General features: G+C 52.0%; 10 protein-coding genes, 1 tRNA gene and 1 pseudogene. 5 read left to right on the top strand and 7 right to left on the bottom strand.

The features are described 5' to 3' along the window. Positions 1–12: 12 nt before the first annotated feature. Positions 13–591 carry a UbiX family flavin prenyltransferase gene (locus ACSIPU_RS25660; protein WP_023321611.1) on the bottom strand — a complete coding sequence of 193 codons (579 nt, stop codon included), beginning with the start codon at positions 589–591 and terminating at the stop codon, positions 13–15. A 12-nt stretch (positions 592–603) separates the two neighbouring features. Then, complete coding sequence (locus ACSIPU_RS25655; RefSeq protein WP_023321610.1) at positions 604–2,097, bottom strand: UbiD family decarboxylase; 1,494 nt, start codon at positions 2,095–2,097, stop codon at positions 604–606. Positions 2,098–2,312: 215 nt separating this feature from the next. On the opposite strand from ACSIPU_RS25655, the gene ACSIPU_RS25650 reads away from it, so the two are divergent. The 5 genes and pseudogenes from ACSIPU_RS25650 (at position 2,313) to ACSIPU_RS25630 (ending at position 5,327) form a co-directional block, all read left to right on the top strand. Beyond that, positions 2,313–3,209, top strand: coding sequence for a LysR family transcriptional regulator (locus tag ACSIPU_RS25650; RefSeq protein ID WP_016809684.1), 897 nt, complete (start codon positions 2,313–2,315; stop codon positions 3,207–3,209). A gap of 89 nt (positions 3,210–3,298) precedes the next feature. Further along, on the top strand, positions 3,299–4,024 hold the full coding sequence (gene actS, locus ACSIPU_RS25645; protein ID WP_004105542.1) for an amidase activator ActS: 726 nt from the start codon (positions 3,299–3,301) through the stop codon (positions 4,022–4,024). An 80-nt stretch (positions 4,025–4,104) separates the two neighbouring features. Further along, a tRNA-Gly gene (locus tag ACSIPU_RS25640) sits at positions 4,105–4,178 on the top strand. Positions 4,179–4,341: 163 nt separating this feature from the next. Then, positions 4,342–4,416 (top strand): annotated as a pseudogene (locus ACSIPU_RS25635) (Arm DNA-binding domain-containing protein); the annotation flags it as partial. 17 nt (positions 4,417–4,433) lie between these two features. Continuing rightward, positions 4,434–5,327, top strand: coding sequence for a LysR family transcriptional regulator (locus tag ACSIPU_RS25630; protein WP_023321608.1), 894 nt, complete (start codon positions 4,434–4,436; stop codon positions 5,325–5,327). A gap of 68 nt (positions 5,328–5,395) precedes the next feature. Here the strand turns inward: ACSIPU_RS25630 and tal are convergent, their stop codons facing one another. The 5 genes from tal to ptsP all read right to left on the bottom strand — a co-directional run bounded on the left by tal (position 5,396) and on the right by ptsP (position 11,856). Next, entirely contained in the window at positions 5,396–6,346 is a 951-nt protein-coding gene (gene tal, locus ACSIPU_RS25625; protein ID WP_001515339.1) for a transaldolase, read from the bottom strand. 84 nt (positions 6,347–6,430) lie between these two features. Further along, positions 6,431–7,684 carry a class II D-tagatose-bisphosphate aldolase non-catalytic subunit gene (locus ACSIPU_RS25620; protein WP_001515338.1) on the bottom strand — a complete coding sequence of 418 codons (1,254 nt, stop codon included), beginning with the start codon at positions 7,682–7,684 and terminating at the stop codon, positions 6,431–6,433. Positions 7,685–7,693: 9 nt separating this feature from the next. Further along, positions 7,694–8,797, bottom strand: a complete 1,104-nt coding sequence (locus tag ACSIPU_RS25615; RefSeq protein ID WP_001515336.1) for a PTS fructose transporter subunit IIC — start codon at positions 8,795–8,797, stop codon at positions 7,694–7,696. 167 nt (positions 8,798–8,964) lie between these two features. After that, positions 8,965–9,285 carry a PTS fructose transporter subunit IIB gene (locus ACSIPU_RS25610; RefSeq protein WP_001515335.1) on the bottom strand — a complete coding sequence of 107 codons (321 nt, stop codon included), beginning with the start codon at positions 9,283–9,285 and terminating at the stop codon, positions 8,965–8,967. Positions 9,286–9,345: 60 nt separating this feature from the next. Beyond that, entirely contained in the window at positions 9,346–11,856 is a 2,511-nt protein-coding gene (ptsP, locus tag ACSIPU_RS25605) for a phosphoenolpyruvate--protein phosphotransferase (protein ID WP_004105536.1), read from the bottom strand. Between the last annotated feature and the right edge of the window lie 106 nt (positions 11,857–11,962).

Here is an 11,962-nt window from a genome sequence, read left to right as displayed (position 1 = left end):
AATAATTTCCGGTTAATTAAAACGTAGCTCGCCTTCACCCCAGCGGGGGATGTTGTTGACCTGCAGGTCAAACAGATCGAGCGCGCGATTGACGCTATGGGTAACGATGTCGTCCGCCGTTTGCGGACGCTGGTAAAGCGCCGGGACCGGCGGAAAGATAATTCCGCCCATTTCGGTTACGGCGGCCATATTGCGGATGTGGCCGAGGTTCAGCGGCGTTTCCCGGGCCAGCAGCACCAGGCGGCGACGTTCTTTCAGCACCACGTCTGCCGCGCGGGTGAGCAGGTTGTCGGTCAGGCAGTGGGCGATGGCGCCTAAAGAACGCATTGAACACGGCGCGACCAGCATCCCCAGCGTTTTAAATGAACCGCTGGAGATAGCTGCGCCAAGATTGGCGATGGGATGCACCACGTCGGCCAGCGCCATCACCTCGTCCAGGCGGTAATCCGTCTCCAGCTCGCAGGTTTTTTCCGCGCCTTTAGAGACGACCAGGTGGACTTCAACGGGATGCGGGCGCAGTAGCTCCAGCGCCTTAACGCCGTACTGAAACCCGGATGCGCCGCTGATACCAATGATGATGCGTGCCGTCATGAGGTTCTCCTTTTATTCGAAATCCGGCAGGAAGCGCTTCACGTCCACTTCTTTAAATCTGGAGCGCTGGAAGTTGTGCTTCAGATGGAACGGCACGGTGCAGTCGAATATCGTTTTGCAGGACATTCCCTGCTGCAGGATGCTCGGGCTGTATTCCGGTACCTGCGACGGATCGAGCGGATGGCAGCGAACGCCGGGAATAGTGATTGTATCGACATCGCCCTGGTAGCGGGTTTGCATGGCCCAAAGCACGTCGTCGCTGTCGAAAATATCGACGTCTTCATCAACCAGAATGACGTGCTTCAGTTCCGGGAAGGCTGAGAACGCCAGCAGAGCAGCCTGACGCTGGCGCCCTTCGTCCGCCGGGGAGGATTTTTTGAACTGCAGCACCGCCAGCAGCTTGCCGCCGCCAGCCGAATGGGCAAAGACGTTCAGCAGCTTGCCAGGCATCGCGCGTTCGACCATATCCAGAATGCTGGCTTCGGTCGGGATACCGGCCATATTGACGTGTTCTTCGCCTGGTCCAACGGTGGTGCGCCAGATGGGATTGATACGGTGAGTGACGGCTTTCACTTTGATGACTGGGATCGCCTCTTTAGCTTCGCCGGTATAGCCCGGAAACTCAGGCATCGCGCGGCCGGTATGGGTGTTCTGATCTTCTCGTACGCGCGCGTTGGGCAGCAGTTCGCCTTCAATCACGATCTCAGCGTGGGCGATCGCTTTCTCGTTAATGGTTTTACACTGCGTCATCTCCACCGCTTTGCCGCGCAGCGCGCCGGCGATGCTTAACTCGTTGAAGCCCAGCGGGGTGGTCGGCGGCTCGAAACAGGCGGCAATTTCAATGGCCGGATCGACGCCGATGCTGATTGAAATCGGCAGCGGCTGGCCTGCCGCTTCCGCCTTCATGCGAAAAGCATCGATATGGCGGCCGGGCGTTAGCCACATGGAGAGTTCGTCGCGGCTCTGGACGCACAGGCGATGAATGGTGATATCGGACTCATGTGTTTCTGGATCGGAGGCGTAGCACAGGCCCATCGTAATATAGGGGCCGGCGTCTTCTTCGGTATTCGTCGGTGCCGGCAGCAGCTTGCGCAGATCGAAATCGGCATCGCTTGCCAGATGGACCACTTGCTGGCATACCGCTGCGCCCTGGGTCATCACCGGGGCTATTGCGTTTTCTACTGAATCCTTCAGCAGATGCCCCAGTTTAGCCGGTTCACACTGGAGAAAATGGCTGACGCGCTGGCGGGAGCCATTCAGGCCAATCGCCACGCTGATATTTTCAAAACCTTTGATTTTATTGAAGACCATGACCGGGCCATTCTTGCGGGTCGGACGCTGGCAGGTCCCGCCGGCGCCTACGTAACGATAGACGCCGGAGAGTTCGGCGTGCGGGTCGACTTCGGTATTGGTTTCAACATACTCGCCGGGAAGCGTTTTCAGCAGCTCCAGCGCGGAGCGTAAATCATGTACCGATGAGGGTGTTTTGTTATCACTATTTGTCATGGGATATTCCTTCGGAAAAGAAGCTTTGCTCCCGGCACAATATTTTCCCTGGCGCGGATAAACAAATACCGTTTACCGGATGGTCAGTAGATCAAAAAAGTTTATTTTAACAAGGTGTTAAATAATGATTAATTAATATGAGGAGCAACGCTGCGGCTTTTTATTTCTCCGGCTAAGTGTGATACTGGTGATAAATTACACTGCGGATAATGATGATGGATTTAAAGCGCTTACGCTATTTTTGTCGGGTGGTGGAACAAGGTTCGGTGAGCCAGGCGGCGAAGTCGCTGAACATGGCGCAGCCGCCGCTCAGCAAGCGAATTCAGGAGCTGGAAGAGGAGCTTCAGGTATCGCTTTTTGTTCGCCGGGGAAACCGCATTGAGCCTACGGAAGCCGGTTTTTTTCTCTATCGAAAAGCGTGTGAAATATTACGCCAGGTAGAGGATACGGCGCGGGAAACGACGGATATTGCGCACAAAAACAGAACTGAATTGAGAATCGGCTTAACTCATCTCTATCAGAATTATTTTAAAGCATTGCTGATGGAGGTATATCGACGTCATCCCGACACTTCCATAAATATTTCCGTTACTGACTCCAGCCATCTCGAAACGTTATTAACCGAGGGCGCAATTGATTTAGCCTTAATCCAGCGCCCCTACCGTAGCGAAGGCTTTGATTATGTCTCTTTTGACCCGATTAAGCTGGTCGCGGTGATCAATAAAAGCTGCCTGCCGGAGCCGCCGTCTAATCCGTATAGCTACACATCGCTGGCGGCGCTGCCGCTGGTATTACTTCATAGAGCAAAAGATTCAGGGACTTACGAGATGCTAATGGAGCTGTTTCGTAAGTCCGGGGTCAACGCGAAGGTGATTATGCACATTACGCAGCCGGGCGTAATTCTCGACTGGCTGGAGTCCGGACTGCAGGCTGCGACGCTGCTACCTTCTTCTGAAGTGGATGCTGATAAGCTTAACCAGTGCTACGTGGTCGATGTTTTCCCCTCGCCGCAAATATTCTACCCGGCGCTGGTAAAATTGCCGTCTATGCCTTATCTGCCCGCGTTGATGGATATTATTACGCATGGCTATCCGTTTAATACTTCTGTATGAAGGGTAGCGATTGGGGATTGCCTTAGGGACTGGTATGATAATCGCCTCTGGTTGAGAGGTGAATGTACGTGTTAAGCGCAGGACGCCTGATGAGAAAACGCTTTGTTATTGCAATAATGTTGCTGAGCAGCCTGATCGTCGCGGGGTGTTCCAGCTCATCCGATTCCGGGTCCACCTACACCGTGAAGCGCGGCGACACGCTGTACGCTATTTCACGTTCCACTGGCACCAGCGTCAGGGATCTCGCCCGTCTCAACAATATTTCACCTCCCTATACCATCGAGGTTGGGCAAAAGCTGAAGCTGAACAGTGGTTCAGGGGCCACGGCGAAGGCGGGGGCATCCGGCAAGAAATCCTCCGCGAAGCGCACCGCTGCCGTGACGCCATCTTCGGCGGTGCCGCAATCCTCCTGGCCGCCGGTCGGGCAACGCTGCTGGCGCTGGCCGACCAGCGGCAAAGTTATACTGCCGTACTCCACCAGCGATGGCGGCAATAAAGGTATCGATATTGCCGGTAAGCGCGGCCAGCCGGTGTATGCGGCAGGGGCGGGCAAAGTGGTGTACGTGGGTAACCAGCTGCGCGGCTACGGCAACCTGATTATGATTAAACATAATGAGGACTATATCAGCGCCTATGCACACAACGACAAGCTGATGGTGAATAACGGCCAGAGTGTGAAGATCGGCCAGCAGATTGCCACCATGGGCAGCTCGGATGCGGATTCCGTGCGCCTGCACTTCCAGATTCGCTACCGGGCGACGGCGATCGACCCGCTGCGCTATTTGCCGCCGCAGGGCAGTAAGCCTAAGTGCTAAAAGGTTATTTTATCGACAGTTAGCCTGTTATGGGCTTGTCAGCGGGTGCGTAAGGTCTATAATGACCCTCGCACCTCCTCGCGGGCGTAGTTCAATGGTAGAACGAGAGCTTCCCAAGCTCTATACGAGGGTTCGATTCCCTTCGCCCGCTCCAGACTCAAGTCTCCTGAAGTCCACTCAACTCAATTTTCCCTTGATAAATCAGCAGTTATAGCATTCTATTAGTCTATTGAACTCAATTGTACTCCCCCAGGGTCAAGCTCAATGTGGGGGTATGGATGGGGGTATAATTGTACCCCCTGCTGAGAGGTACCCCAATGAAGCTGACTGCTCGTCAGGTTGAAACTGCTAAACCCAAAGAGAACCCTTGGAAACTGGCCGATAGCGTTGGTTTTTAAGGAAATCGCCGATGCTCAAAGAAAATTTCAACGAACTGCAAATCTTTCTTGTAGTAGCAAGGGAGCGAAGTTTCACCAAAGCGGCGGGTAAACTGGGCGTTTCTCAGTCTGCACTCAGCCACGCGATGAAGGCCCTGGAGGAAAGGCTGAATATACGCCTTCTGACCCGTACGACCCGAAGCGTTGCCCCTACAGAAGCCGGTGAGAGAATTATTGCCTGCCTTGAACCGCGTATTGCCGATCTCGAGCAGGAGCTAGAATCGCTGGTTCAACTGAACGGCACCGCCTCTGGCAATATCCGTTTATCTGCCGGGGAGCATGCCGTGCGAAGTCTGGTATGGCCGAAGCTAAAACCCTTCCTCAGGGAATATCCGGAAATTAATCTCGAACTGGTGGTGGATAACGGCTTTGTCGATATTGTTGAGGGGCGTTTTGACGCCGGGATCCGCCTGGGCGAAAGCGTGGATAAGGACATGATTGCGGTAAGAATTGGGCCGGACATGAGAATGGCTGTGGTAGGAGCGCCGTCTTATTTCGCTGCAAATCCTGCACCTGAAACGCCGCACGAGCTGCAAAATCATCGGTGTATCAATATGCGCCTGCCGACAGCCGGTGGGCTTTACCACTGGGAGTTTGAGAAGGATGGGAAGCCGTTACGGGTTAGAGTGGAAGGGCAGGTTACGTTTAATCTGCAGGCGGAACGAATTGATGCGGCGTTATCCGGTTTTGGCATCGCCTGTATACCTGAAGACAGGGTGCAGGATTATATAAAGTCAGGAGAGCTTATTCAGGTTCTGCAGGACTGGTGCCCATCTTTCCCCGGATACTATCTTTACTACCCGAGCCGTAAGCAGCATCCGCCCGCTTTTGCGCTGATGATCGATGCACTTCGCTACGTGGAATAATGGGTCCGATATTTACTGCGGACCCGTCTAAGAATCAACTACCTGCATAGGATATTTGCAAGGGGAGCTTACAGATATTGACTCAGCAGTGCCTCAAGACTGTTCTGGTCCACGGCAAACAGGCGAATACCTTCGGCGAGCTTTTCCACTGCCATCGCATCCTGATTATGAGCCCAGTAGAACTCAGCCTCGGTCATCGCTGTGGGCTTCGCCTGGATTTCACCTTCATACGTCAGCGGCATTGGTACCGCCCCCTGAGTTTGCTGCAACTGCGCCAGCAACGCCGGGGAAACGGTCAGACGATCGCATCCGTTAAGCGCCAGCACCTGTTCCGGCGTACGGAAACTGGCCCCCATCACCACGGTGCGGTAGCCGTGCATTTTATAAAAGCGATAGATCTTCTGCACTGATTCGACACCCGGATCGTTCTCGACGGTGAAGGTGGTATCAGGGTTGTTTTTCTTGTACCAGTCGTAGATACGGCCCACAAACGGGGAAATCAGGAAAACATTGGCATCGGCACAGGCTCTGGCCTGGGCAAAGGAGAACAGTAGCGTGAGGTTACACTGGATACCCTCTTTTTCCAGCGTTTCTGCGGCACGGATCCCTTGCCAGGTGGCAGCAAGCTTAATCAAAACCCGATCTTTACCAATACCTTTCTCTTCATACAGTGCAATAATTTCCCGCGCTTTAGCAATACTGGCCTGGGTATCAAACGAGAGGCGAGCATCCACTTCAGTTGAAATACGACCCGGAACGTTTTTCAGGATCAGCACCCCGATACTCACCGCCAGGTAATCGGCAATATCCGCAGGCTGTACCGGCTTTCCATTCTGGCGGGACTTCACCGCCGCGACGGCATCTTTCACCAGTTTCTGGTATTGCGGAAGCTGCGCCGCTTTATAAATAAGCGAAGGGTTGGTGGTCGCATCTTCAGGCTGGTAAGCCATAATGCTGTCAATATCCCCGCTGTCGGCAACAATTGTGGTTCGCTGCTTTAGTTGTTCAAGCTGATTCATGGCATAAACCTGTATTTCATAATTGGGCAGCAAATAGCAAGGAGGGGCCAGAGCCCGCTCCTTATTGCTAAGCTGGATAGGTGGTTATTTTGCCTGCGCGACGCGGGTGGTCAGGCCTGGCATATTGAAGCACTCTGCTTCGTTCTGGATCATATCTTTAATTTTATTAACCACATAACGCTCGGGTTCGACACCAAACGACTTCAGATTAGCAAACATGGTCTGCATCTCTTTGACTACCGCTGGTTTTTCGTAGTTGTAGTGGCCGCTGAGTTCGAGAATCTCTTTCAACAATTCCGGCTCGTTAAAGATCTGTTCCTCGGACTTATTTTTGTGCTCATCGGTCATCCATTTTTCCCATTTGTGGCTCAGCACGCACTCGCGGGTCAGGACGGTTTTTAAATCAGATGCTGACTTGATAAAGCCTTTCGCTGCCAGATCTTTCTCGACTTCCGCCAGCTTCAGATAAGCGCGGGTTTCAATGGTGCCGTAGGCTGGGGCGACGTTCATTGCCGTGATGCCCAGACCTGGATGTTTCAACAGGATCTCATCCGGAAGATAGTCACCATTATGCTCTTTCAGACCGACGCCGTGACGGGTGCTGATAGCCGAAAGCTCTGCGGACTGCTTATCGTTAAAATGGCCAACGTTTTTGGTCAGGCGGGTCAGGGTACCGGTCTGACCAACGATAAACAGCGGCTGCGGTAGCGATTCGGCAGCAAGACGCTTATTCAGCTCAATAATAAACCCTTCATAGGCGCTGACGTCGGTCAGGCCGCCATTGGTCTCTTCAGTTCCGACTTCATAGAAGAACTCCTTCAGGTTATTTGCCTTACGGTACTCTTCGCAGAAGCGGATCAGCTCAACGGTACGACTCAGCACCAGTTCGATATCAATGACTTTACCGACGACATACGGGTCTTTTGTCGGGTCGATATGCAACAGGTCGAAACCGGCGTCCATATCTACCTGATAAGAGCGGCGCGCTAGCGCCATCGCTTCGGCTTCCGGAATATGGTCTTTACGTTCTTTATCACGCTGCCATGGGCCACCATGGTCACGACAGAGGAAGTAATCACCGTCGAAGCCGACTTTTTCCGCCATCGCTTTCAGGTCGGCGGCAAAGCGAAATTGATCCCAGTTGTTAACGTAACCCGCGCCAAACTCATCTGCATCAACCTGGTTGCGGCTGGCAATAAACATCAGCGGCAGGTCTTTTTCTTTACCCAGCTCAAAACAGGCCTGAATTAATGCCGGAGACATGGGGCCAATTCCCAGCATTGTTGATTTTCCACCGTTAACAATATAATCGACGTACTGTTTCATTGTGTTTTTCATGATGACTCCTCAGACTTTATTCATATCAGAAGTGATTGTTTTTTTAGCCGACTCTTTTTTTACCGGCTCGCTTATGTTGGGGCGCAGAATATATAGGCAGATTGCGGTGACAATAACGCCGATAACCATATCGATGGCATACCATACAGGTGCTTTATTGACGCCTGCGATAGCAATTAACCCGCCGTGGGGAACCATAGATTCAACGCCGTGAACCATTGCCAGGCCAGCACCGACAGCGCTGCCGATAATTATTGATGGCAGAACGGTCTTCAGGTTTTTAACGGCGAAAGGAATGGCGCCCTCGGTAATGCCAATTAACCCCATAAAGGCAGCAGAGGTTCCCATTCGTCTTTCATCTTCAGCCCATTTACGTGGTGAAATAAAAGTAGAGAGAGCAATGCCCAGTGGCGGAATAGCGCAGGCAACACGGTAAGCGCCGTTAGGACCATAAATACCTTCAGCCATTAATGCGAGAGTAAATGCCGTTGCGGTTTTATTTACCGGGCCACCCATATCAAAGGCTGCCATGGCACCGACAATCAGACCAAGTACCAGTCCACTGCTTCCCTGCATATGGGAGAGCATGGAAACCAGCCATTTCATGGCAAAACCGATGGGTCCAATCAGTACATACAGATAGAGCATGCCGACGATGACGCTTGAGACGATAGGAATAATCATGATCGGCATAACCGGCATCAGCACCTTACCGACTTTCCAGCCTTTTACCCATTTAGCCACGTAGCCGCTGAGAATACCGAGCAGCATCGCCCCCAGAAAACCGGTTACCACGTGATCTGCGCCCAGCGGCGTGCTGGCCATAAAACCGGTGATTAAACCCGGAGTCAGCCCCGGTTTACCGGCGATAGAGTAGGAGATATAAGCCGCCAGCACCGGGATCATCATTCCGAGGCCCGCGCTGCCGATAGCGCCGAGGTTTAATAAGAATGGGTTGGTCACCACCATGCCTTTACCCGCGACCGGCTCACCCCCAATCAAGGAGAGTGCCAGGCAGATACCGCCGACCACCACCACCGGCATCATATATGACACCCCGGTACTGAATGCTTTAACTAAATCATCCTTGATGACTTTCATTTTTTCCGACATTTTCATCCTCCAGGACCCTTTATTTTTATGATGACTGCGATATTCAGGCACAATCATCCCCGGACGCGTTTGCGTCGTAATTTAAATAAAGAGTTCGCAGAAATTTAATTAACGTTATTATTCACCGGTACCGAATGTCGAAAGTAAATAAGGACCGGTGGGTTGTTTTATTGCACCAGTTTTTCAGCCCGGTCAATAATCGCTGCTGGATCGCGAACCACTTCTGCCGGGTTCAGCGAAATAACCAGTCCGGCGTCTTCTTTTTCTTCAAAACGCTCGACGCCTTCTATACCAATAGCAATCGCCAGAATAACCACGTCCGCTTCGGCAATCTCATCTTCGCTTAATTCATTTTCAATTCCCATGCCGCCCTGAGTTTCGACCTTGACGTCATAACCTCTTTTTTTGCACTCCTGCTCGATAGCTTCCTGTGCCATATAGGTGTGGGCGACACCGGTAATGCATGCTGCGACTCCGACAATCTTCATGAGTGACTCCTGATTTTTTATTTGGCTGTGGTTTTAAACATTGCTTAATAAATCCTGATTTCATACGGCCAAAGTATTGGCCATCAGGTTGTAGAGTACGTTGACGTTTTCGGCCTGTTTTATTTCATTGCGGAAATCCTCTTTCATTAGCTTTCGGGCAAGCGTGGAGAAATATTTCATATGCTCATTAGGGTCGGCGGATTTACTCACCGTCAGCATGAATACGGTTTCGACTTCCTGATCGCCCCACATAATGGGCGACGCAAGGGTTGCCATACTGATGGTGGAGTAGTGAATATGGTCTGACTTGGTGTGCGGAATGGCGAAGCCATAGCCCACGGCGGTGGAGAATGAGTCTTCGCGGGCCCAGATATCATCGGTTAATTGATCCCGATTATCGGTGCGATGGTGCAGCCACAGATTGTCGGTCATCTTTTTGATAACTTCGTTTTTATCGCTGGCCTGTAGTCCGCAGAGAATAAACTCTGGAGCGAGGATCGGCTTTTTGCTGACCGCTTTTACGTCCGGTGAACTCAGCGCGACTTTGACATCAGCGGAACGTTTTAACGCCACAATATCCTGTACCAGCCCCTGGCATTTGGCAAAACTCAGCTCCCGCAGCGCATGTTTTACACCCGGAATAGAGGTGCCACTCATGCTGAGTTCGTCAAAGCCCATGCCAACGAACAGCGGCAGAAAATCTTTGCTGGCACCCAGCTCTCCGCAGATACCTATCCACTTGCCCGCGCGGTGGACTTCGGCGGCGGCATACTGCATGGCGCGCAGGAATGCCGGAGCATAGTTATCGTATACCGCCTCAACCTGCGTATTTCCACGGTCGGCGGCAAAAAAGTACTGCGTCAGGTCGTTGCTGCCCACGCTGAAGAAATCTGCGTATTCCGCTATTTCACTAATCGCGAAGATAACGGAGGGGATCTCCAGCATCACGCCGAGCGAGATGCTGTCGTTGAATGCCAGCCCTTCATCACGCATCGTACTTTTGACCTCTTCGAGGACTTCACGGCACCAGATAACTTCATCAACGTTGGCGATCATCGGGATCATGATTTTGGCATCGCCAAAAGCCGAGGCGCTGAGGATAGCCTTGAGCTGCATGGCGAAAAGGTCGCGATAACGCGGATAAGTTCGCACCGCCCGGAAGCCGAGAAACGGGTTTTCTTCTTCGCCGATGCTCATATAGTCGACAGGCTTATCACCGCCAATGTCGAAGGTGCGGAAGATAACCGGCTTCCCTTGTGCAACCTGTATCACCTGGCTGTAGAGCTCAGCCAGTTCGTGGTAGTCCGGTGCGGATTCGCGGTCCATGAATGACATTTCGGTACGAAATAGTCCGATGCCTTCAGCGCCGTTACTGAAGGCTGCCTCGGCTTCCGCCAGGCTGGCAATATTGGCGGCTATCTCAACGCTATGATGATCGCTGGTGGTTGCTGCCTGATAGACGTTAGCCAGCATTTGCTGCTGCATACTCTGCTGAACGGCAATTTCATTCTGGTAATAGCGCAGAACTTTCTCATCCGGTGCGATAATTAAAATACCCGGATTGCCATCGATAATAATGTCCATGTCTGCATTCAGCTGTAGGGTCGAAAAATCAATATCTGTCAGAGTCGGGATACCGAGCGAACGTGCAAGGATAGCGGTGTGCGACGTTTTACCCGTGGCGGATAATACCATCCCGGCAAGAAACTCTTTATTGATCCCGAGAAACTGGCTTGGTGTCAGACTGTTGGCCAGAATAATCGATGGTTGCGTTAATTCAAGACTGTTCTGCGGTAATATACCCGGGCCATAGATCGCAGAAAGTAATTGTCCGGTAATATCGAGAACATCCAGGGTCCGCTCTTTAATGTATTTGCTTGATGAGCGAGTAAGAATTTCACAGAATTCCATTGCAGCTTTAATCACCGCATCCCAGGTATTGTCACCACCGGAAATCGCCGAGGAGATATGGCTTTGAAAGGTCGCATCGGTGATAATGGAAAAATGCGCCTGTAAAATATCGTGTTCAACGCCTTTTTTAATTTCCAGCGCAGCCTGCTTCTCTTGCTTAAGCGCCTCTAAACCCGCCAGAAAAATACGCTGCTGATGCTCCGTGGAATACTCACCGCCCGGGTTACGCGCCAGCATTTCGTCCAGAGACAGACTCTGAATACGAACGGGTTTGGCAATGGCAACACCGCCGCTGATGCGTGAACCCTGAATAAAACTGAGCTGAGTCTCCCGCAGCGAACGCGGGAGATAACCCGCAGGCACTGCGGCTTCATCTGCATGGCTAACCTCGAAGGAGGGCAGTTTTTTAAGCAGCGCACTCAGCTGCTGAGCCGCGTTTGCAGCATCTTTACCGCTGATGGTAATTTCACAGGCGTCGTTGAGTAAGGTATCGGTGGCGACAATCGAGAGAGCGCTTTTACCATTACCCTGAATGCCGCTGCGAATATTATTCCAGCACACCTCAGATTGAAAGGTATTACACAATCGTTCGATATGTCCCGCCGGTCTGGCGTGAATACCATCCTTCAGCTCACATTGATACGTAATTATCTGTGACATCATTGCTCCCGATAATCTTTTAGCCCTGGCTAATTAATTTTTTCTGCAGGTTTGAGTGCCTGCCTTTCATGTTTTATATCCTTCATCGTTCTCAGCTAGCTTTGAA

The sequence above is a fragment of the Klebsiella sp. HN106 genome, from assembly GCF_051209435.1.
In the GTDB taxonomy this organism is placed as follows: Bacteria; Pseudomonadota; Gammaproteobacteria; order Enterobacterales; family Enterobacteriaceae; genus Klebsiella; species Klebsiella oxytoca.
This window is presented reverse-complemented; position numbering and strand designations above follow the sequence as displayed.

Coding starts and splice junctions, on each gene's coding strand:
- ACSIPU_RS25650 (WP_016809684.1), top strand. CDS start 2,313: ATGGATTTAAAGCGCTTACGCTATTTTTGTCGGGTGGTGGAACAAGGT.
- ACSIPU_RS25655 (WP_023321610.1), bottom strand. CDS start 2,097: ATGACAAATAGTGATAACAAAACACCCTCATCGGTACATGATTTACGC.
- ACSIPU_RS25615 (WP_001515336.1), bottom strand. CDS start 8,797: ATGTCGGAAAAAATGAAAGTCATCAAGGATGATTTAGTTAAAGCATTC.
- ptsP (WP_004105536.1), bottom strand. CDS start 11,856: ATGTCACAGATAATTACGTATCAATGTGAGCTGAAGGATGGTATTCAC.
- ACSIPU_RS25610 (WP_001515335.1), bottom strand. CDS start 9,285: ATGAAGATTGTCGGAGTCGCAGCATGCATTACCGGTGTCGCCCACACC.
- ACSIPU_RS25630 (WP_023321608.1), top strand. CDS start 4,434: ATGCTCAAAGAAAATTTCAACGAACTGCAAATCTTTCTTGTAGTAGCA.
- tal (WP_001515339.1), bottom strand. CDS start 6,346: ATGAATCAGCTTGAACAACTAAAGCAGCGAACCACAATTGTTGCCGAC.
- ACSIPU_RS25620 (WP_001515338.1), bottom strand. CDS start 7,684: ATGAAAAACACAATGAAACAGTACGTCGATTATATTGTTAACGGTGGA.
- actS (WP_004105542.1), top strand. CDS start 3,299: ATGAGAAAACGCTTTGTTATTGCAATAATGTTGCTGAGCAGCCTGATC.
- ACSIPU_RS25660 (WP_023321611.1), bottom strand. CDS start 591: ATGACGGCACGCATCATCATTGGTATCAGCGGCGCATCCGGGTTTCAG.